The following is a 19,883-nucleotide window of genomic DNA, read 5'->3' as shown; positions in this document are numbered from 1 at the left end:
TTGGCATGAGTCAATGCAGGTTAATCCACGGTCTGCACATCCAGCGTAATCGTGGCATTGAACAGTTTGGAAACCGGACAACCGGCTTTCGCCTTCCCAGCCAGCTCTTCCACGGTCGCGGCATCTGCACCGGGAACTTTCGCTTTCAGTATCAGATGGATGGATTCAATCGCAAAGCCCCCTTCCACCTGGTTCAGCGAAACCTCCGCTGTCGTCTCCAGCCGCTCCGCCTTCAGATCCGAGTCACCCAGAATCTTGGAGAGCGCCATCGAGAAACAGCCGGCATGGGCTGCACCAATCAGTTCCTCAGGGTTCGTTCCCTGTTCTCCTTCAAATCGCGTGGAAAAACTGTAGGGTAATTCCTGCAGCGCACCACTGGCGGTCGACACGGTCCCTTTTCCATCTTTGATTCCCCCCTGCCAGACGGCAGAGCCGGTACGTTTAATCGACATCTTATCTCCTCCTTGGTTTGAGGTTGCATTCAGTAAAACACAGATCCCACCTTAGAAAATCCCACTGCAAATGTCACGAGACTTTTCAGAATCAGCTCATCCATGCCCCTCGCTTCACCATGTTCCGGAAAACAGACTGTTGTCAGTGCTACCCGCAGACGCTACAATCTAACATTCTGACGTTAATGCGAATTTTGCATAGATCTCTTTTCCAGGAGCCCTGACAGGATGACTCAGAACCAGAATCGCCTCAAGATTGCGACTTACTTCCTGCTGGCATTACTGACCATTTCTCTGCATGCACAGGCCGAGAAACCGGAATCGAAGTCTCTTCGAGCGGACCTCCCTTACCAGGTAAAAAAGAGTGATCCCGTTAACCACGAGGTCGAATTCTCAGTCATCGTCACGCCTCCTTACCACTGCAAAGTCCTCAAGGTCTGGGTTCCCGTCCCGCAGACCGATGCGGCCCAGGAAATCGAGGCCAGCGAATTCACGACCTTTCCCCAGCAGGTTTCTCCCCAAATCAGTAACGAACCCGTCTATGGCAACCGCTTCGCTTACTTTGAATTTCACGATCCCCACGGCGCCCAGATCATCACCCATCGCTTCAAAGCCCGCGCGTGGAACCTGCATTGGAACATGGATCCCGCTCAGGTCACCCGGGTCGAACAGTGGCCCTCCTCATTTGAACCCTATCTGAAGCCGCAGACCGTGGCCCAGCCGGAACAGTTTCAGCAGGTGATTCAGAACATCAACGCCGGCTTTCAGAACAAAGGCCCTGGCCTGATTGGCGCGATGAACTGGATTGACCGGAATCTGACCTACGATCACATCCATGCCTCCCTCCAGGCCGATGCGAACCACGCTTTCGAACAACGCCGCGGGCACTGCAGTGATTATCACGGCCTCTGTGCCACCATGGGACGCGCCTTAGGCTACCCGACCCGCGTGACCTACGGACTGGCCCTCTATCCCAAAAACTCCCCTTCGCACTGTAAGATGGAAGCCTATCTCCCCCCGTATGGCTGGATCAGCTTCGATCTCTCGGAGACCCAGAAACTGGCGAAACAGATTCAGTCCGATAAAGAGTTGACCGCGGAGCAGAAAACAGCGCTCACACAAGCCGCCCGCGAGCGGACCCTCTCCGGTTTTCGCGAAAACAGCTGGCTGCTCTTAACACGCGGGACCGACTATCAACTCGCGCCCCCCGCGCTCAAACCGGTCCGCGTTGTGCGAACCGCGTATGTGGAAGCCGATGGCGAAATCCTCCCCGAACCCGACCCGGCAAATATCAAAAAACGCGAGTTCTCCTGGATGACCTCACACCGCTACACCGCCGACAAGCCATTCAAAAAACCGTTCAAGGATCTCTCCACCCTGAACACCGATTGAATCAGCTTATGCCACGTGGTCCGTGTTTTGCGGGAGGCACTTATCCCGCAAGTCCACGAAACGGAATCAACTGCCAGAGGCGACGATCACGCAAGTACACGCTGAGCCAGAGCACGACCCCCAGACCGGCCTGGACCACAAACGGATCCCCCACCCGCCAGTGTGTGCAGATCGCACCTCCCAGGTAGCCGGTCAACAGAATCGCTCCCAGCACCGCAGTCCAGGGAACCAGGTACAGCACCAGGCAGACCAGTTCCAGAATCGCCAACGGTAAAATCATCGATTCCGGCAGCCCCAGTTTGGCCATCCCGTCAGTCATTTCCGGCCCCCCTTTGAATTTCATCACGGTGCTCATTCCAAACAGGAACACCACCGGGAGCGCCAGCAGGCGACCGATCCAGACCAGAGCGCGAGGTGTTTTTACCAGCGGTGAAGTTGCTTCATTCATGTCGATTTCCCATCTGAAAAATGAAAGGGCCAGGAGGATCTTTACTGCTGCGTACTCACTGCCGCGATTCAAGTCGACTCAACGGCTGCAGGATCCATATAAAAGACTTCCCAGATATGTCCATCCGGATCCTGGTATCCATGTCCGTACATAAAGCCATGGTCCTGAGGTTCATTATAAGTATTCCCCCCCGCGGCAACAGCCTTGCGCACCAGTTCATCCACCTCGTCCCGACTCTCGCAGCCAAGCGCGAGCAGCACTTCGGTCTGTTGCTTCGCATTACAGATTTCATTCGGCGTGAAATCACTGAAACGGGCATGCGTCAACAGCATAGCATGGATATCCTCACTGATCACGACACAAGCCGCTGTCTCATCGGTCCATTTTTCGTTGATCGAGTAGCCCACGGCCTGATAAAAGGCGATCGATCTGGCCAGATCGCTGACGGGCAGATTCACATAGATTTTTTTTGACATGATATCTTCATTCTATCTGAGCAGAGTCTCTTTAACCCTGCTGATCCAGTTTCTCGGCTGCTTCCGCGATGCGCTGTTCCTGCTCTTTCAGTTCCGGCGTCATCGCATCACCAAAATCTTCCATCTCAAAGAAGGGGCGGATTTCCAGATCCGATTCTTCCGGCATCGGATTCGGACAGCGTTTCGCCCACTCAATCGCTTCTTCCATCGACTTCACCTTCCAGACCCAGTAGCCCGCAACCAGTTCTTTCGTCTCCGCAAACGGCCCGTCAATCACCGTTCGTTCCGCACCCGAAAAACGGATCCGGACTCCTGCCGAACTGGGACGCAGCCCATCCCCCGACAACATGATCCCGGCCTTCACCAGTTCTTCGTTAAAATTACCCATCGCGGTCAGCAGTTCCTCGCTGGGCATTTCGCCCGCTTCTGAACTCTTTGACGCTTTGACCATCACCATCACTTTCATTGTCCCACTCCTCTGCTGATGTCTTATTTGAGTATTCTGTATTTCAGACTCTGTTATCGTTTCACTTCAATTTCCGGCAGCTCAAAAATCGGTCGAATCTCAACCGTCCCCTTCTTGGCCGGGGGCAAACGCTCCGCGATCGCAATCGCCTCATCCAGATTGTCGACATCAATCACATAGTACCCCCCCAGTTGCTCTACCGTCTCGGCGAACGGGCCGTCAGTTACCATCTTCCGGTCTTCGCGTACCCGCACACAGGTCGCAGTCGACACCGGATGCAAAGGCGACGATGCCAGGTATTTACCCTGCTCGTTCAATTCGTGGCAGATCTCCATCGATTCCTGCATGCAGGCTGACCGTTCTGCTTCGGTCCAGCAGCTTTCCGTACCGTAAATCAGCAACATGTATTTCATAACGATTCCTTTTCACTCCCCGTTGATCTCAGATTGAACGGCTTCAGATAATACACTATTTTCCCGCAGGCAGGTTGGGAACCTCAACGAGAGGACGCACCTCTACAGTTCCCCGTCGGGCGCCGGGGATCTGTTTGGCGATCTCGACCGCCGCGTCCATCGAATCCACATCAACCAGGAAGTAGCCTCCCAGGTGTTCGGTGGTTTCCGCAAATGGACCATCGGTCACCAGTGCCTCTCCCTCACGCACCCGCACACTGACGGCCGTCTCGACCGGTTCCAGCGGCGCTGCGGAACAGTACTGGTTCCGGCTGTGCAACGTATGACACAAGTCGACAGACTCTCCCAAAGCCACCTTACGTTCATCCGGCTCCCAGGCATCGGGAGTCGCATAGACCAGCAACAGATATTTCATCTTCACTCACTCCCGTACTAGTTTTTCCGTCGATGTTCCGACTTCATGATCTGCAGCCACTCTCCCTCTTCGGTCAGCATTTCACTGGTCAGAATCCACCTGGATTCATCAATCACTTCGATCGCATCTTTATAAGACGTGGTTCCTTCGCTTCCGCACTTCGGCCCCACTGTGTCCAGCGTCAGTTTACGTCCTGTCGCATCCAGACCTCCCTGGTAGGACCAGAGACAAGACATCATCGACCCCGCAAAACTACCGACATACTGACCGAGTTTGATATCGTATCCCAGCGTCATCAGCGTCGACCAGGAACCGGATTCCTCATCACCTCCGCCCCCTTCAATCAGGAACCACATCCCCTCCAGAGAGCGGCAGTTCACATCACCGACCGAATTATAGGTCGGCTCTCCCGGCCCCATCTGGCATTCGGTCTCTGCAATCCAGTTGCCAGTCAACTGCTTCAGCCATTCGTGTTCTGCCTGTGGCTTCTCAAACATCTTTCCTCTCCCCTGATTGAACGATCAAAACCTTGACACTAATGCTTTACGAGGCACGGTTACCTGTTACTGAATTGCCGCGTCCCGTTCCTTGATCAGCGCACTGATCTCTTCATTCACTGGACGGATCTCAAACGGTCCCATGCCGATGCCCGGATGTCGCGAAATCAGAGCGATCGCATGGTTCAGATCCCGGGCTTCCAGAAACAACAATCCGCCGATCTGTTCCTTAGTCTCTGCAAAAGGGCCATCGGTCACATCCACCTGTCCGTTCACGGTCCGCAGTGTCACCGCCTGGCTGGCATGCTGTAGCGCCTGCCCTCCGAGAAAATGGCCTCCCCGCCGGAGTTCGTCATCGTAGGCAAAACATTCTTCCATCGCAGCTGAAAGTTCTGCTTCCGATTTTCCCTCCATCCATGCTTCATCGTAATATCCCAGACAGACAAATCTCATGGTCGTCCCTCATTGAAAATGGTTGTATTGTAAATCGTAATGACTCGATTTGAGTAATCTCGATCAGGCCCCATCAAAGGCCCGTTGCAACCCATCGATCTCCAGCTTCGTCATCTGCATCAATGCCGCCATCACCCGACCGGTTTTCTCCGCATCTCCCGTCTGCATCAACTCGGGCAGGATTGTCGGCACGATCTGCCAGGAAAGGCCGAACCGGTCTTTGAGCCAGCCACACTGGCCCGGTTCGCCTCCCGCTGACAGTTTTTCCCAGTATTCGTCGATCTCGTCCTGACTGTCGCAGTTCACCACGAACGAAACGGCTTCGTTGAACTTGAACAGGGGACCGCCGTTCAACGCGGTAAACCGCTGGCCTTCCAGTTCAAAAGCAGCGACCATCACCGACCCCGCGGGCCCCGGTCCCCCTTCGCCGTAACGCGACACATCGAAGCGTTTCGAGTTCTTGAAAATCGAAGTGTAATAATCGATGGCCTCTTCTGCGTTGTTGTCGAACCAGAGGAAGGGGGAGATTTTCGGAATATCTGACATCGTGCTGCTCTTCTCTTTTGATTGTCAACGAGATGGAAAACGGCCCTGGTATCAGCCGTTCTGATTCTGTTCGAACATCGCCAGCATGCCTGCCTGAATCTCTTCATAACTCAGATCACGCACATGCGTCGCCACAGACCAGCGATGACCAAAGGGATCGTCCACCTGGCCGTAGCGGTCGCCCCAGAACATCTCCATGACCGGCATAATCAAAGTCGCACCGGCTTCAATTGCCTGATTGAAGACCGCATCCACATCCTCGACCTGCAAATGAATGGAAACCGGCGTTCCTCCCAGCGCATCCGGTCCTTTCATCCCACATTCTTCGCGTACGTCGGCCAGCATGATCTGGGAATCACCGATCTTCAGACAGGCATGGACCAGTTTGCCATCCGGTCCGGGCAGCCGCATCAGTTCCTCGGCGCCAAAAGCCTTTTTATAAAACTCAATGGCCTCGGCTGCATTCGAACAAGCCAGATGGGGAGTGATACTGTGCATGCCTGCGGGAATTGGTTTAACGCTGGAACTGTTCATCATATTCTCCTGTGACTGAAGGTCGTTTCGATAAGGGACGAGAGCCTCAGACTGTCTGCCAGCCCCCGTTTATGAAGTAGTCGAACGACCGTCCCCCCCAATCGACAACCAGCTGTTATTTTTTTGAAAAACGGGTCAAACACCGTTGTCCCGCAAGACATCCACAGCCCTAAGCCACTACCTGAATGCACTTTACAACCAGTTCCACAGTAAGCATTCTCTAACCATCATTCAGGAGCGATGCGGCTCTCGTCCAGTTCCTGCAGCCGTTTTACCAGGAACCTCCGCTCCGAAGCCTGATTCACTAAAGACAGGGCCTGTTCGTAAGCGGTCCGCGCTTCAGCATCCCGTCCCGACCGACGACAGAGATCGGCGCGTGCCGCATAGACCAGGTGATATTCACTCAGTTCCCCCCGCGCCAGGATCGCGTCGATCAGTTCCACTCCCGCATCAGGCCCCTGTTGCATCGCGACCGCGACCGCCCGGTTCAATTCGACAATCGGGGAAGGTGTCGCCTGCAACAACAGATCGTACCATTCCACAATCCGCGTCCAGTCTGTCGCAGCAGCACTCGGCGCTCCCGCGTGTACGGCTGAGATCGCTGCCTGAATCGTGTAGCTCCCCACCTCCCCCGAGGCGATTGCGCGTTCGACCAGTGCGATTCCCTCACGTATTTTCTCCCGATCCCAGAGACTTCGATCCTGATCTTCCAGCAGAATCAAATCTCCCTCTGCCGTTGTCCGGGACTCCCGCCGTGATTCGTGCAGCAGCATCAGAGCCAGGAGACCCATCACCTCGGTATCATCCAGCAGTTCCGCGAGCAGTCGGCCCAGCCGGATCGCCTCTTCTGACAGATCCCGCCTGGTCAGTGTATCCCCGGAGGAAGCTGCATAGCCTTCGTTAAACACCAGGTAGACCACCGTCAGCACAGCATCCAGTCGTTCGGGCAACTCGGATCGTTCCGGAATCACATACGGAATATTTGCGTCCCGGATCTTCGCTTTACCGCGGACGATCCGCTGCGCCATCGTGGAGGGAGATGTCAGAAATGCACTCGCAATCTCTTCCGTCGTCAGACCACAGACCTCGCGGAGTGTCAGCGGCACCTGCATCTGGGGGGCAATCGCCGGGTGACAGCAGGTGAAGATCAGCCGCAGTCGGTCGTCTTCCACATCCTGCTCAGAGCGGTCGGCATTCTGTGCGGCAACGCCTTCCAGTCGTTGTACGACTTCCTGTTGTGCTTCATCGAAACGAGCCCGACGGCGAAGACTGTCGATGGCTTTGAAACGCCCCGTGGAAACCAGCCAGGCCCGAGGTTGATCGGGAATACCCGTCTCCTCCCATTGCACCACCGCCGCGGTAAAGGCATCGTGCATGGCTTCTTCTGCCAGATCAAAGTCCCCCAGCAGTCGGATCAGTGTCGCGAACACCCGCCGCGATTCGCGCTGATAGATCGCATCGACCTGCTGTCGAATTGACTGGGAAGAAATCTCACTCATCTGACTCTGACCTGAAAGGACCCGCGTCGTGTTTCACTCTGAAAGCATACTGTAAGGATAGTCAGTCCCTCAGGCAATACAACCGGAGACGCCGCCGAACGCTCAAAAAGAGTTCAGAATTAAGACTGCTTCACAATCTTACTCAGAATCGGATGATTATCTTTGATGTGATACGACAACGCTTTGCGGGCGGTCTTCCAGTCCTCTGCAATCAGTGCCTGCAGAATGGCCTGATGCTGCCGCACCGTTTCGATGGCCGTCTCCCGGTCCTGGTCTTCCCAGTCAAACAGGATGTCATAGTACTTCCCCTGCCGCTGAAAAAAGTCCTGGATGTAATGATTGCCCGCTTTCTCAATGATGTAGGCGTGCAGACTATTATCGATCAACGCTTCAGCATCTTTTGATTCCGGAATCACATTTCCGTCCAGGATCTGCTGCAGTTCCTCTTTGATCAGTCGTGGTTTCGCCAGTTCGAGCGCCTTGAGCTCCAGCAGTTCGCGCACTTCCAGAAACGCCTGCATGTCTTCCTGACGAAACGGTCTCAGCCGCCAGCCCCTGCGGGGAATATGATCCAGAATCCCGGCTCCCGCCAGGCGGTTCAGGATAATCCGCAGTGAGGATCGGCTGATCTTGTACTGTTTCGCAGTCGCTTCTTCCCGGATATCAACCGGCTCGCCCTGCAGACTCAGTTTCACGAAATCATTCGTGATCAGTTCGAACATATCCGTCGGGGGTTTGGGCAGCGCAGCAGACTGTCCCTTTTTCAACGGTTTGATCTTTCCCTCGTTGATCTCCAGACGACGGTTGGCTCCCTTCTGCAACAGCCCCGCGTCAACCAGTTCCGCGAGTGCCAGCCGTACCGGAGAAAAGCTGACCTGGTAATGATCCGACAGCGCTTCCAGCGTCAGCGGAGCCGGCAGTTCCTGACCGCTGCGCAAGCGAACTTCGAGATCATTCTTGATGTAATTTTTCAGTGACATTGCTTGGGACGGGCGTTCAGTTTCCAGGTCTGATTTCGTTTTCGGAGCTTGAGCCGCATTAGACTATCTTTCTGTCCGATTTGGCTGCAACTTCAGTGTACTGCTCTCTGCAGAGAGAACAAAGTCACCCGAGAGACAATTCCCGAAATGCCGCTGGTAAGCATAAAAAAATCCCCTTGTGCCACGACCGGTACAAGGGGATAGACAAATTTGGGGACTAACAGCTGCCTGCGTGTATCAGACTCCCAGTTCATGCCAGGGGCCGGTGATCGCGAAGGTTACCCCCGGATCCTGAATATTCACGAACAGCCATTCGCCGTCGGGACTGAAAGTGGCTCCCGCCCATTCGCCGCCGGTAAAATCGCCGATCAGTCGGGGATGCTCACCCTTGTGCAGATGAATATTATTGATCGCCAGGGTCTGCAGCAGCCCTTTCCGGCTCAGTGTGTGCAGCCGCAACGGTTTCAGGTCGGCATCTTCACACAGCACCAGACCGCCACGCGGACTGACAGTCAGGTTGTCGGGACTGTCCAGAATGTCATGCGAAGGCGACTGGAACACGAGGCTCAATGTCTGCTCTTCGGGAGAGAAGGCCCAGATCTGTCCCAGTTTGGCTTCGCCTCCGTCCGTGCAGTTGAAGTAGACCAGTCCGTCGCCGTACCAGCAACCTTCCAGACGACCGAAAGTTGTCGCCCCCTGGGCTTTGCCCTGAGAGTAGACGCCGAGACCGTCATTTTTGCCCGGTGTGTTGCGGCGGATCGGATCTGCAATGTCAACCCACTCAGCCTGATAGCGGACGCCTCGCTGTGCCCCGGTGCGGAGATCATCCTGCCCCTTGATTTTCAGCATCTGCAGCGTCCCCCCTTTGGAGAGGACTTCCCTTTCGTTGGGCAGGAAACGATAGAAGCCCGCTGTATCGCGGTCTTCGGTCTCATAGATGATTCCGTTTTTGGGATCGATGGCCAGTGCTTCATGCACAAACCGCCCCAGGGCCTGCAAAGGCTCCAACGACGCTGTTCCTTCCGCGGGAACTTCAAATACCCAGCCGTGATGTTTCTCGTGTTCGTACTGCACGTCACGGAAACTTTCGTGAGGACCGATCACGGTCTCTTCACATGACAGCCAGCTGCCCCACGGTGTCGGACCGCCGGCACAGTTCTGGACGGTTCCCGCCAGGCTCGTCCAGCTCTTCAGCCATTCACCGGTCTTGACGTTAAACTGCAGATTCGCACAGCCACCACCGGCTTTGGGGTCGAAGGTCAGCTCGGGAGGACCAAAGGTGCGCGACCCTTTAATTTCGTGATTCCGGCAGATGGTGACGATATCTCCGTTCTGGGCAATCACGCCCATCCCGTCATGACCTTCCGGAGTGACCACACCATCCGACATGACGTCGCCGGTCCAGCCAAATGAACGATATCGAAATCCGTCCTGTAACCGTAACAGGGGCAGACCGGTAGTCTCATCCGCCACCGGCTTGAGATCGGAGTGATCCTTAACGATCCCCTTGGCGGAGGCAGTTGAGAGAAAACGGGAGAAGACAGTTCCCGCTGCGGGAGCGGTAATAGCTGCCTGTAAGAAGCGGCGGCGTGAGCAGGATTGCGACAATTTTGCCTCGAAAATAATTCACGGGACATCGATGAATATCCGGCTGAAAATGTCGATCCACTTCGACCACCGGATGAATTCATCAGATTTTAACGCGAATTATTAAGTTTTGATGAACAACACATTAAGTTATCTAAATCATAACTTCTCATGAGCTGTCATCGCTGCCACTTTGATCAGTTAAGCTCACATTCCCGGTCTAAAGCACGCTCAAAACGCTGAGGCGAGACCACCGGAAAGTCGCTATGACTGGCCAGCCACTTTCGGGAATTCAGCAGAATCAGGGCTGCTTCGTAGCAGGGAACGAATACCCCGACTGCCGGACCCGCGAGGGTTGTTCGCCGGATTCCTTGATGCCCGAACTCCCCTTCATCGCCCCGCTCACTCCCAGAATTTCCGGGTGGCGGGCAATCCGGTCGCTGAAGATGCGGATGTCCCGCGCGATCGGTTCCAGGTTGTTCAACAGCACCGTCAGCGAACTGGCCGACCGGTTCATATTCCGATACAGGTCCGGATCGGAGATGAATTTCTTGAGCGATCCGTCTCCCTGGTTCAAGGCCCGCGTAAATGAATTCAGCTCGGCCATCATGGCATCCAGACGTGACAGGCTCCGGTCAAGCTTAACCACCATCGACTGGCTGTGCTTGGCCAGCGGATCGGTGACCCGCGACAGGTTATCCAGGTTCTGTCCTGCTTTCTGGACTGCGACTTCGACGGACGAGATAGTCCGCTGAGTACTCTCGATCATCGCCGGCATCGCAGCCAGCGAACGTTTCAGATTCTCCTGCTGCTGGGGATCGGCGACGAGCATATTCACATTCTTCATCATCGCGTTCATCTGCCGCATCGCCTGTGAGAATTCCTCCAGCGATGTCGCCGCCCGTTCGACCACGACATCAATATTGCCCTCTTTGGTTTCCAGCAGTCGGTTCATGTTCCCTGCCAGCTTGCCCCACTCCTGGCTGGTTTCGGTGAAGGCAGACAACGTCTTGCTCACCTGCTGTTCCATGCGATAGACAACTTCCATCGGGTCCGTCGAAGACTGGCCAATCAGCCGCTCGCCTGGTTCCAGGAACTTCTTATCGACACCGGGGGAGATCACGATCTTCGAATCCCCCATGATGCTCGTCACGATCTGCGGGCTGGCATCTTTTCGCAGGTGCTGTGTTTCATCGATCTTGACCAGCAGCACCACACCCGGCTTGCTGTCGCTGGTAATGATCTTATCGACTTCACCAATGCGGATGCCGTGCCGCACGACGGGCGTTCCGCGATGCACGCCGGAAATTGACTCGAACCGCATCGCGATGGTGTATTTCTTCTTCCAGAGGTTCTCCAACTGACCGAACTGAAAGATCATCCCCGCACCGGTCAGCAGTGCAGAAATCACGAACAGTCCTACTCGAAATTGTATCTGGCGATCCGTCATTTTAACCTCAATCCGATCTCATCCTTGAGATCATACTCGTAACTCATGAAAACCTGTTTTGTACGTTCTGCTGAGCTTTGTTAACCCGCTTCTGCCATCTCCCGCAGTCGATCCCCGGCTTCGCCGTGGACGAACTGATGCACGCGGGGATTGGATGACTGAAAGGCTTCCTCCGCGGTCCCTTCGAATACGATCTGCGGTTCATCGGGCTGCAGTCGAGACAGTGGATACAGCATGATGATCCGATCCGCGACCTTCCTGACCGTACTCATATCGTGCGTGACCACAATACTCGTCACTGGCCGCCGGGCCCGTGTTTGCAGAATCAACTCGTTAATCACGTCAGTCATGACCGGATCCAGTCCGGTTGTGGGCTCATCATACAGCATGACTTCCGGAGTCATGGCCAGCGCCCGCGCCAGCCCGACCCGCTTTTTCATCCCACCGGATAACTGGGCCGGCTTCTTCTGACAGATGGTTTCCGACAGGCCGACTTCCCGCAGCCGCTCGACGACAATCTGGTCGATTTCCGCTTTCTTCAGCTTGGTATTCTGCTTCAGTCCAAAGGCGACATTCTCATAGACCGAAAGACTGTCGAACAAAGCCGCGCCCTGAAACAGGTAGCCGATCCGCAGTCGGTCGCGGTGCAGTTCTCGCGTGCTGCGATCTTTGATCGAACGCCCGTGCCAGAGCACGTCACCGGTCGTGGGCTCCAGCAGGCTCATGATCATTTTCATGGTCACGCTTTTACCGCAACCACTCTCGCCGATCACGACCAGTGTCTCACCGCGTCGGACACCGAACGTAATATCGCGCAACACGTCATGCACCCCGAAACGCCGCGAGACGTTCCGCAGTTCGACAACATAATCCGGATCTGATTTCCGTTCATTCATAACTAAACGTACTCTGATTCCCGTTCACGCGTTTCAGGCTACCTGAGCACACCCGGATACACGGTCTGCATGAAGTGGTAGAAGTTGACAATCGAAACCCCCAGCAGGAAGTCGAGAATCATGATCACAATAAAGGAATACACAAACGCTTCGGTTGCCGCTTTACCAACCCCTTCCGCACCAGCCCCGCAATGGAAGCCCCGGTGACAGGAGATCAAAGAAATAGCAGCACCAAAAAAGAAGCTCTTGAAAATTCCGCCCATGACATCATAGGCGAACACAAAATTCTTCGAATAATACCAGTAGTAAAAAGAATCGACTCCCAGGATCTGGGTACTGAAAAACCAGCCCCCCAGAATGCCGATCGCATCTGCGATGATAGTCAGCAGCGGAATCAGCAGGCAGCAGGCCAGGAACCGGGGCACTACCAGATAGTGAATCGGATCCGCCCCGAGTGCACGTAAGGCGTCGATCTGTTCTGTGACCCGCATCGTTCCCAGTTCCGCAGACATGGAAGTTCCAACACGACCGGCCAGCATGATGGCTGCCAGCACGGGGCCGAGTTCTTCAACCAGCGAAATCGCAATCACGGCGCCAATCTGGTTCTCCAGATGCATCAGCTTGAACTGATCGTAAGACTGCACCGCGAGCACCATGCCGATAAAGCCGCCCGTAATCAGAATCACGGGGATACTCTGAATCCCGATGTGATACATGCACGACCAGAGATTACTCCGGGGAGGCAGCCGGGTGATGATCCAGCCCAGCATTTCCCAGGCAAACAGGAACAGGTCGCCCAGCAGACAGACAAGATTGATCACTCCGCGTCCCAGGCCATGAATAATGGTGTCTCGCGGGACCGAAGGTGAAGCCGATGACATTAACTGTTTCCAATTCAGACTTTAGTTGACAAGAGGCAGCAAAACTGAGGGCGGAAGGTTAATCAATTTTCCGATTTGGATCGAGACCATTTCTACCCCACCAGCTGGAAATCCACTGCAAACTGATTTTCCAGCCGGAAATTGACATTTTGGAAGTTGAGTCTTTTCGAAACCGACCGTTTCCTGATAAGATAGATCAAAATCAACTGAAGTGATAAACTGTTATCTATCTTCAATGCACGTATTGATTTAATGCACGTTCCCCGCCCTGGATTTCCAGCGGAAACGCGAATCTGCAGAACGTGTTTTCACCTGTGACACCCAATCCGAAGACCAACCACAAAAGTAAGGATAGGTAAGATGAGATTTTTTTCTGTCGCGCTGCTGACTGCTCTTTCCCTCACCCAGATTCCGGCCCTCTCCGCCGCAGACCAGAAAAAAGACCCTGCCGTCGAGCAGGCAAAATCCAAAGTGCGTGCCGCTGGCGGCTCGGTACTGGAACTGGCTCAAAACGATGACCGCCTCGAAGTTGCCTTTCACCTGTCAGATCAGAAAGTCACCGACGACACGCTCAAAACGCTGGCAGGACTCACCAAAGTCTCTTCCCTGAACCTGCGGGGCACCGAAGTCACCTCTGCCGGTCTCGCACACCTGAAGAACCTCAAAGACCTGACGCACCTCCACCTGGAAAAGACCAAGGTCGACGACGCCGGGCTGAAACACCTGCAGGCACTTCCGAATCTCGAATACCTGAACCTGTATGGCACCGCCGTCACCGATGCTGGAATCTCTCAGCTCAGTCCGCTGAAAAAACTGAAACGCCTCTACGTCTGGCAGACCAAAGTCACCCGCCCCGCCGGACTGGCGCTGCAGGAGCAGATCACCGGTCTGGAAGTCATCGGCATTCCTGAACCACCAAAACCAGTAGCCGCCGAAAAGCCGGAAGTTCCCAAACCTGCTGAGAAAAAACCGGAACCCAAGAAACCAGAACCCAAAAAAGAAGCGAAGCCTGCAGAAAAGAAAGCCGCGAAAAAAGAAGACAAGAAACCGGCTGAAAAGAAAGCAGACGAGAAAAAGCCCGCAGAGAAGAAAGAGGCTGCGAAAAAACACGAGAAGAAGGAATAAACGCGTCTTACAACCAGGTATCACCTTACGCAGGGCTGTCTTCAGTCCTGCGTTTTTTAAGGAGTGAGTTTCTTTGGAGATCACCTACCATGAGGAAATCCTCGCTCCCATCGAAATCGTCTTCGACTTTCTGAATGACGATGAAAAGATGAAACTCTGGATGGAAGGGCTCGAGTCGACCGAGTATCCCGAAGGTAAAAACGATGACGATCCCGTGGGCACGATCTTTGTGCAAACCATCCGGGAAGGCGGACACTCACAGCAGTATGCGGGCATCGTCACCGAATACGATCCTCCCGAACTGATCGGCGTGCAGCTACAGAGCAATGCCTTTCGCGTCGACGTCACCTATGAACTGACTGATCGGGGACGCAAAACCGATCTGGATTACACCTGCGAGCTCGTCTTCGCGTCGCTGTTCTATCGCATCATCGGTGTACTCTTCAAAGGTCTGACCAATCGGATCCTGAAAAACCAGATGAAATTACTGAAGCAGCTGTCAGAACAGGCAGCCGTCCGTCGCTCTCCTCCACCGGAAGCGTAGGGCTACTTCTTCTTTTTCTTCTGCTCGCTGGCCAGTTCCTCGGGGGTTTTCGGCCCCATGTTATACAGCCGTGCCGTCTTGTCGTAACAGGCCACGCACATCCGCAGACCATCCGGATGAAAGTCCAGATCGTAAGGCACACTCTTGACCTTCTGAGAAACGAATGGCTTATCTTCTCCCAGTTTCCAGAACCAGATCATCCCGGAAGAATTCCCCCCGGCCGCGGCGATGAAATCGTTCTCCGGATGAAACCGCACGCCCCAGCAGGTTCCTTTGAAGTTATCACTGGGAGTCATCACCGCTAACCGCTTGCCGGTCTCCCAGTCAAACAGAATCACGGTGGGCACACCGATGCCTGCGAACGCATTGGAAACTTCGCCGATCCCGCTGATGGCAAAATACTTTCCATCGTGGCTGATATCCATCCCGCGTACGCCACCGATATGACCATGAAAAGTAGTGTCGTATTTGTAGATCGCACTTCCGTCGAAGTCCCGGACCAACTGGCCACTTTCCACATCCCACTGTTTCACATTCCCGCGCAGGTCTCCAGAAATCAGGTAACGTCCACTCGGATGAAATTTGACGTTGTAAACCTGATGTTCGTGGCCTTCCAGCGTGCGGATCAGCTTCGCTGTGTCGACCGACCAGATCTTCACCAGGCGATCATTGCCCGCCGTCGCCACCAGCTTTCCGTCCGGACTGACGGAAACGCCCCGGACAAATCCCTTGTGAGCATCCACCAGGTGCTGAGGCTTGGGTGACTTGGATTCCAGGTTCCACCAGGCAACTTTGCCTTCGTAGGCACCCGTAATCAGCAGGGGACTGGAACGATCCACGTCAAACCGTCTAACCCAGCTGTTATGACCGAGCAGCTCCGTATTTTCTGCACTGACCAGATCCCAGCGATGAAAGGCCGATCCCTGTGCCCCTGCCAAAATGTAGTTTCCACTCGCATCAATCTTGCACGAATAAAGGGGGCGTGAATTCTGGTAAGCAGCCATCTCGCGAAACAGACTCGGATCAGCAGCCGGCTGCTTGCCCTCATACAGTTTCACAATCTCCTGGAATTCTTTTTCTTTCGCCTGGAGCAGACTGTGCTGCTTCTTGGCTTCCGCAACTTCTTTCTTGAGCTCCCCCAGTTGCTTCTGTTTTTCTTTCATAGACGCATCCCAGGTTTTGATCTGCGCTTCCCGGGCTGCAATCTGCTGAACCAGCGCTGTGCTGTCGGCGAGCGGCTTAGGAGCGACCAGGGGATCAGCGTTTTTCAGCTGTTGCTGCTTCGCTTCCGCCTGTTTCACCTGCGTCAATGCTGCCTGATCCACCTTGATCTGGGCTGCCGTTGTTTTGATCTGCTCCTGCAGTTGCTTTATCTCTCGATCAACGACCCCATATTTATCTGAGACCGCTTCAACCACCTGAAACTGCGCTGCGGTCTGCGCCGCGGACTTACGGGCATCGAGTCTGGCGAACTTCAGCGCCTCAGGTAATGGGGTCGGTCCCTGCTCTGGAATCGGTTTGACAGCCATGATTGGCGCTGTGTCTGCAACGGGCTTTTCCGGCTGCTTGTCGGCGGCATCCACCGTCAGCGGCACTGAGGTCATCGCCAGCAGCAGGCAACTGTTCCAGATTCGTTTCGCGTTGCGGGCACTCACGCCAGAATCTCCTTGATCGGTTCTGTTTTGGGATCCGCCTTGGCAATCGGTTGACCGTTGGGGTAGAACTCTTCCGTCGAATCCAGTCCCACAGCCTGGTAATACGTATGGAACAGGTGACCGCCGTTGACTTCGCGGTCGATGACTTTGGTTCCCGTTTCATTTGTCTTACCGGAAACCGCGCCCCCTTTAATGCCTGCACCGCCCAGAGCAATCGACCAGGCCGTTCCCCAGTGATCGCGGCCAATCCGTGAGTTGATTCGCGGTGTTCTGCCGAACTCGCACATGCAGATAATCAGCGTGTGCTCCAGCAGGCCCCGGTCGTAGAGGTCTGAAATAAATGTGGCAAAGGGTCGATCAAATTCGCCCAGCTGCTCAATATGGAAATTGAAGTTTTCCGAGTGCGTGTCGTAGTTGGTATGCCCGACTTTCACAAACGTCACACCTTTTTCGACCAACTGGCGTGCCATCAGGCAGTGACGACCAAAGTCATGCTTGCCATAACGCTCCAGGTCTTTGTCGGAGAACTTGCTGAAATCAAAAATATCACTGCGTGACATCAGCGCTGCCGCCTGATCGAACGACTCGTTATAGACTTCCGTGTGAGCGGTCTTCCGTTTCTGTTCGAAACGCTGACTGACCTGACTCCGCAATTTACGACGCAGCAGGTCACGCTCTTCACTCAATGCGTCGTGACGTCCCAGGTTATTGGGAGCCCGTCCGCCGGAAAGTACCAGGGGCGCATGTCGCGGCCCCAGGAAGGTCGATTCGGCCGATGAGCCTCCGGCTCCTACCGAGATGTAGCCCGGCAGTGGACTGTTCGGCGGTGCCAGGTGGTGCGAGAAGGTTGAGCCCAGATAGGGAAACGCGAAACCAGGCTGTTCCTTCCGCCCGGTCTGCATGATGTAGGCCCCTTTGCCGTGGTCGTTCTCTTTAGTATTGATCCCCCGCACCAGGGCCAGATGATGCATCTGCTGCGCCGTATAAGGCAGCAACTCACTGATATGCACGCCCGGTGCCGATGTCGGAATCGACAGGAATGGACCGCCGGTTTCGGCCCCTGGTTTGGGATCCCAGGTCTCCAACTGGCTTACGCCTCCCGAGAGCCAGAATACGACAACCTGCTTCTGTTGCGCAGCCAGCTGTCTGGCTGCAGTCGCCTGAGTCATTCCCTGAAAACCCAGCATGCTCAAGGCACCGGCGGCCGTGCCTCCTAAAAAGGATCGCCGGCTGAGCGAATCGTGAGATCCACAGGCATAATTACATCGCATGGTCTCTCCTCCCCTGCTTTTGATGTTCTTGTTCGAACGTTGTTTCTCTGTTAGTGATTGAACCGGAATTCTGAAGACATCATCAATGCCCAGACGAGATCGATCACCATGTCATTCCGCGCCGTGCCGGTTTTTCCAGCCAGCAGTTCGGCGACTTCCTGAGTCTCAGTCGCATCGGGACGACGATTCAGGACACTCAAATACAGTTCCTCGGCCATCTGTTCCGGCTGATCCGCGGGGATCTTCAGAACTCGATCTGCCGTATTTCCACTGCGTGGCGAAAGGATACCCTGAATCGATCCGTTGTTGGACAGATACAGAATCTGATCGGCCGTTGTTTCAAAACCTTCCACCGGTTCACCGGGCAGGCCACCAAACAGCGACACAAACTGGCGTTCGTATCCAACCAGATTCTTCCGCAAGGCTGCTTCCGAAAGTTTATCCTTCAGGCTCTGCCGATAGACTTCGGCCTGTCCCGTCGCTTCCAGCACAGACCGCGAAAACTGTTCCGGCGTCAGCGGCTTCAAAATCGCATGGGCAAACTGCGCGTCTGACAATTCCTGATCGGACTTACTCGCAAACAGCTCATTGCTACTTGAACGCTGATAGGTTTTGCTCAGTACCAGTTCCCGCAGATACCACTTCAGATCATATCCGCTGGCAGTGAACTCATCCGTCAACAGTTCCAGCAACTCCGGATGCGAAGGCGGATTATCGGAATGATCGGCGTCCAGCGGATGGACGATCCCCCGCCCCATCACCATTGCCCACAGACGATTGGCCATCGTTCGAGCAAAACGACGATTCTGCGATGAGGTCAACGCATCCCCCAGTTGAGCCCGTCGGCTGTACTTGGGAATCGGCCGCACATCTTTGGCCGGTTTGACATTATACTCTTCCCCTTTTTTGAAAGCGGGCTCGGCAACTTTAGGACCATTAAACACAACCGGTAACGTCGTCTCGGGACCTTTGGAGGTTTTATCGCGGACTTCGAAGACCGACTCGAATTTGACTTCACCTTCTGCCTTCTCGGCAAACACGGTCTGCTTTTTCTTTTTATCGGTGAAAACAAAACTGCGGACCAGGAAGGCTGAGATGCCGTAATAATGATCCTGTTTCCATTCGGCGACATCCGGGTGATCGTGGCACTGGGCACACGTCAGATTAGCTCCGAGAAAAATACGGCTGATGTCGCGCGTGAGTTCATTCACATCACCATCGCGGGCCAGGTAAAACCGTGCCTCCGCCTGTTGTCCCTTCCCGGAACCATCGGCTGCCAGAATTTCCCGCACCAGTTGATCCAGGGGCTTGTTCTCCGCGACCGCATCCCGCAGGTACTCCTCCCACAAGGTCACGTTGATGTACTTCTTCCGCAGCCGTTCCATCAGCATCACATCCAGTCGCTGCGAAATGTGCCGCGCGTACTCAGGTGTTTCCAGTAGTTGATCTACCAGGGCGGCCCGCTTGTCCGGCTGGCTGTCATCCAGAAACGCACGCGTCTGTGTAACCGTGGGAATGCGTCCTGTCAGATCGAGATAGACCCGGCGCACAAATTCCGCATCACTGCAGACGGGGGAAGCGAGCTTCGCATAATCTTTGGTGCCGTTCTGAATCTGTTCATCAATCAGAGACGAGATTCGGCGCGCAACGGGTAATGTCGGTTTGCTGGCGACAAGCGGCTCATCAGCTTTGGTTGACGAATTAGCACATACCGGGTGTGGAGCCAGGGTTGAGCATGAGAAAACGATCAGAAGCGAAACGTAAACGCGCATGTTTGGTCGAAACATGGGTCTCCTTTCTTCCGTCCTCTTCAAATTGTTTCAGACAGGGTCTCTGTCTGAGGCGGGACGCACGGAACTTCAGAACCGCACGTTGTAAGGAAGCTTAAACACATAGGTGGGTG

22 protein-coding genes are annotated in these 19,883 nt (G+C 54.7%); 3 read left to right on the top strand and 19 right to left on the bottom strand.

All coding sequences use genetic code 11. The features are described 5' to 3' along the window. Positions 1 to 20 precede the first annotated feature (20 nt). Positions 21 to 452, bottom strand: a complete 432-nt coding sequence (locus tag HG66A1_RS06775; RefSeq protein ID WP_197997010.1) for an OsmC family protein — start codon at positions 450 to 452, stop codon at positions 21 to 23. Positions 453 to 680: 228 nt separating this feature from the next. On the opposite strand from HG66A1_RS06775, the gene HG66A1_RS06770 reads away from it, so the two are divergent. Continuing rightward, positions 681 to 1,844, top strand: a complete 1,164-nt coding sequence (locus HG66A1_RS06770; RefSeq protein ID WP_145181428.1) for a transglutaminase-like domain-containing protein — start codon at positions 681 to 683, stop codon at positions 1,842 to 1,844. 40 nt (positions 1,845 to 1,884) lie between these two features. Here HG66A1_RS06770 and HG66A1_RS06765 read toward each other — a convergent pair whose 3' ends face one another. The 15 genes from HG66A1_RS06765 to HG66A1_RS06695 form a co-directional block, all read right to left on the bottom strand. After that, on the bottom strand, positions 1,885 to 2,292 hold the full coding sequence (locus tag HG66A1_RS06765) for a DoxX family protein (protein ID WP_145181427.1): 408 nt from the start codon (positions 2,290 to 2,292) through the stop codon (positions 1,885 to 1,887). A 68-nt stretch (positions 2,293 to 2,360) separates the two neighbouring features. Continuing rightward, a complete protein-coding gene (locus HG66A1_RS06760) occupies positions 2,361 to 2,768 on the bottom strand; it encodes a VOC family protein (protein ID WP_145181426.1) in 408 nt (135 codons plus the stop codon). Positions 2,769 to 2,799: 31 nt separating this feature from the next. After that, a complete protein-coding gene (locus HG66A1_RS06755; protein WP_145037834.1) occupies positions 2,800 to 3,234 on the bottom strand; it encodes a YciI family protein in 435 nt (144 codons plus the stop codon). A gap of 53 nt (positions 3,235 to 3,287) precedes the next feature. Further along, entirely contained in the window at positions 3,288 to 3,647 is a 360-nt protein-coding gene (locus HG66A1_RS06750) for a YciI family protein (RefSeq protein WP_145181425.1), read from the bottom strand. Positions 3,648 to 3,702: 55 nt separating this feature from the next. Continuing rightward, complete coding sequence (locus HG66A1_RS06745; protein ID WP_145181424.1) at positions 3,703 to 4,062, bottom strand: YciI family protein; 360 nt, start codon at positions 4,060 to 4,062, stop codon at positions 3,703 to 3,705. 17 nt (positions 4,063 to 4,079) lie between these two features. Further along, entirely contained in the window at positions 4,080 to 4,559 is a 480-nt protein-coding gene (locus HG66A1_RS06740) for a DUF1579 domain-containing protein (protein WP_145181423.1), read from the bottom strand. Positions 4,560 to 4,625: 66 nt separating this feature from the next. Then, positions 4,626 to 5,012: a YciI family protein gene (locus tag HG66A1_RS06735; RefSeq protein WP_145181422.1), complete on the bottom strand. Its 387-nt coding sequence runs from the start codon at positions 5,010 to 5,012 to the stop codon at positions 4,626 to 4,628. A gap of 63 nt (positions 5,013 to 5,075) precedes the next feature. Further along, positions 5,076 to 5,558, bottom strand: coding sequence for a VOC family protein (locus tag HG66A1_RS06730; RefSeq protein ID WP_145181421.1), 483 nt, complete (start codon positions 5,556 to 5,558; stop codon positions 5,076 to 5,078). 51 nt (positions 5,559 to 5,609) lie between these two features. Continuing rightward, a complete protein-coding gene (locus HG66A1_RS06725; RefSeq protein WP_145193716.1) occupies positions 5,610 to 6,092 on the bottom strand; it encodes a VOC family protein in 483 nt (160 codons plus the stop codon). Between the two features lie 227 nt (positions 6,093 to 6,319). Continuing rightward, entirely contained in the window at positions 6,320 to 7,591 is a 1,272-nt protein-coding gene (locus HG66A1_RS06720; RefSeq protein ID WP_145181420.1) for an RNA polymerase sigma factor, read from the bottom strand. Between the two features lie 119 nt (positions 7,592 to 7,710). Further along, positions 7,711 to 8,571 carry a GntR family transcriptional regulator gene (locus HG66A1_RS06715; protein WP_145181419.1) on the bottom strand — a complete coding sequence of 287 codons (861 nt, stop codon included), beginning with the start codon at positions 8,569 to 8,571 and terminating at the stop codon, positions 7,711 to 7,713. 237 nt (positions 8,572 to 8,808) lie between these two features. Beyond that, complete coding sequence (locus HG66A1_RS06710; RefSeq protein ID WP_145181418.1) at positions 8,809 to 10,179, bottom strand: alkaline phosphatase PhoX; 1,371 nt, start codon at positions 10,177 to 10,179, stop codon at positions 8,809 to 8,811. Positions 10,180 to 10,459: 280 nt separating this feature from the next. Then, positions 10,460 to 11,608 (bottom strand): MlaD family protein, encoded by a 1,149-nt coding sequence (locus HG66A1_RS06705; protein WP_145181417.1) that lies wholly within the window; start codon positions 11,606 to 11,608, stop codon positions 10,460 to 10,462. 80 nt (positions 11,609 to 11,688) lie between these two features. Beyond that, entirely contained in the window at positions 11,689 to 12,504 is an 816-nt protein-coding gene (locus HG66A1_RS06700; protein WP_145181416.1) for an ABC transporter ATP-binding protein, read from the bottom strand. Between the two features lie 38 nt (positions 12,505 to 12,542). Next, a complete protein-coding gene (locus HG66A1_RS06695; protein WP_145037813.1) occupies positions 12,543 to 13,385 on the bottom strand; it encodes an MlaE family ABC transporter permease in 843 nt (280 codons plus the stop codon). Positions 13,386 to 13,745: 360 nt separating this feature from the next. Here HG66A1_RS06695 and HG66A1_RS06690 point away from each other — a divergent pair, with 360 nt between their 5' ends. Together HG66A1_RS06690 and HG66A1_RS06685 are read left to right on the top strand one after the other, a co-directional pair. Continuing rightward, a complete protein-coding gene (locus HG66A1_RS06690; protein ID WP_197997009.1) occupies positions 13,746 to 14,510 on the top strand; it encodes a hypothetical protein in 765 nt (254 codons plus the stop codon). Positions 14,511 to 14,583: 73 nt separating this feature from the next. Further along, on the top strand, positions 14,584 to 15,054 hold the full coding sequence (locus HG66A1_RS06685; protein WP_145181415.1) for an SRPBCC family protein: 471 nt from the start codon (positions 14,584 to 14,586) through the stop codon (positions 15,052 to 15,054). Positions 15,055 to 15,056: 2 nt separating this feature from the next. Here HG66A1_RS06685 and HG66A1_RS06680 read toward each other — a convergent pair whose 3' ends face one another. From HG66A1_RS06680 to HG66A1_RS06670, 3 genes are read right to left on the bottom strand one after another with little or no spacing between them, the layout of a single operon-like run. Next, positions 15,057 to 16,709: a hypothetical protein gene (locus HG66A1_RS06680; protein WP_145181414.1), complete on the bottom strand. Its 1,653-nt coding sequence runs from the start codon at positions 16,707 to 16,709 to the stop codon at positions 15,057 to 15,059. Next, positions 16,706 to 17,980, bottom strand: a complete 1,275-nt coding sequence (locus HG66A1_RS06675) for a DUF1501 domain-containing protein (RefSeq protein WP_145181413.1) — start codon at positions 17,978 to 17,980, stop codon at positions 16,706 to 16,708. Before HG66A1_RS06675 ends, HG66A1_RS06680 begins: the two co-directional genes overlap by 4 nt. A gap of 50 nt (positions 17,981 to 18,030) precedes the next feature. Then, positions 18,031 to 19,767, bottom strand: a complete 1,737-nt coding sequence (locus tag HG66A1_RS06670) for a DUF1549 domain-containing protein (protein WP_145181412.1) — start codon at positions 19,765 to 19,767, stop codon at positions 18,031 to 18,033. Between the last annotated feature and the right edge of the window lie 116 nt (positions 19,768 to 19,883).

The sequence above is a fragment of the Gimesia chilikensis genome (assembly GCF_007744075.1).
Classification (GTDB): domain Bacteria; phylum Planctomycetota; class Planctomycetia; order Planctomycetales; family Planctomycetaceae; genus Gimesia; species Gimesia chilikensis_A.
This window is presented reverse-complemented; position numbering and strand designations above follow the sequence as displayed.

Excerpts from the sequence above, each read along its gene's own strand:
- HG66A1_RS06745 (WP_145181424.1), bottom strand. The coding sequence starts at position 4,062 with ATGAAATATCTGTTGCTGGTCTATGCGACTCCCGATGCCTGGGAGCCG.
- HG66A1_RS06675 (WP_145181413.1), bottom strand. The coding sequence starts at position 17,980 with ATGCGATGTAATTATGCCTGTGGATCTCACGATTCGCTCAGCCGGCGA.
- HG66A1_RS06725 (WP_145193716.1), bottom strand. The coding sequence starts at position 6,092 with ATGAACAGTTCCAGCGTTAAACCAATTCCCGCAGGCATGCACAGTATC.
- HG66A1_RS06670 (WP_145181412.1), bottom strand. The coding sequence starts at position 19,767 with ATGTTTCGACCAAACATGCGCGTTTACGTTTCGCTTCTGATCGTTTTC.
- HG66A1_RS06715 (WP_145181419.1), bottom strand. The coding sequence starts at position 8,571 with ATGTCACTGAAAAATTACATCAAGAATGATCTCGAAGTTCGCTTGCGC.
- HG66A1_RS06700 (WP_145181416.1), bottom strand. The coding sequence starts at position 12,504 with ATGAATGAACGGAAATCAGATCCGGATTATGTTGTCGAACTGCGGAAC.
- HG66A1_RS06735 (WP_145181422.1), bottom strand. The coding sequence starts at position 5,012 with ATGAGATTTGTCTGTCTGGGATATTACGATGAAGCATGGATGGAGGGA.
- HG66A1_RS06760 (WP_145181426.1), bottom strand. The coding sequence starts at position 2,768 with ATGTCAAAAAAAATCTATGTGAATCTGCCCGTCAGCGATCTGGCCAGA.
- HG66A1_RS06695 (WP_145037813.1), bottom strand. The coding sequence starts at position 13,385 with ATGTCATCGGCTTCACCTTCGGTCCCGCGAGACACCATTATTCATGGC.
- HG66A1_RS06770 (WP_145181428.1), top strand. The coding sequence starts at position 681 with ATGACTCAGAACCAGAATCGCCTCAAGATTGCGACTTACTTCCTGCTG.
- HG66A1_RS06720 (WP_145181420.1), bottom strand. The coding sequence starts at position 7,591 with ATGAGTGAGATTTCTTCCCAGTCAATTCGACAGCAGGTCGATGCGATC.
- HG66A1_RS06775 (WP_197997010.1), bottom strand. The coding sequence starts at position 452 with ATGTCGATTAAACGTACCGGCTCTGCCGTCTGGCAGGGGGGAATCAAA.
- HG66A1_RS06705 (WP_145181417.1), bottom strand. The coding sequence starts at position 11,608 with ATGACGGATCGCCAGATACAATTTCGAGTAGGACTGTTCGTGATTTCT.
- HG66A1_RS06740 (WP_145181423.1), bottom strand. The coding sequence starts at position 4,559 with ATGTTTGAGAAGCCACAGGCAGAACACGAATGGCTGAAGCAGTTGACT.
- HG66A1_RS06730 (WP_145181421.1), bottom strand. The coding sequence starts at position 5,558 with ATGTCAGATATTCCGAAAATCTCCCCCTTCCTCTGGTTCGACAACAAC.
- HG66A1_RS06755 (WP_145037834.1), bottom strand. The coding sequence starts at position 3,234 with ATGAAAGTGATGGTGATGGTCAAAGCGTCAAAGAGTTCAGAAGCGGGC.
- HG66A1_RS06765 (WP_145181427.1), bottom strand. The coding sequence starts at position 2,292 with ATGAATGAAGCAACTTCACCGCTGGTAAAAACACCTCGCGCTCTGGTC.
- HG66A1_RS06690 (WP_197997009.1), top strand. The coding sequence starts at position 13,746 with ATGAGATTTTTTTCTGTCGCGCTGCTGACTGCTCTTTCCCTCACCCAG.
- HG66A1_RS06750 (WP_145181425.1), bottom strand. The coding sequence starts at position 3,647 with ATGAAATACATGTTGCTGATTTACGGTACGGAAAGCTGCTGGACCGAA.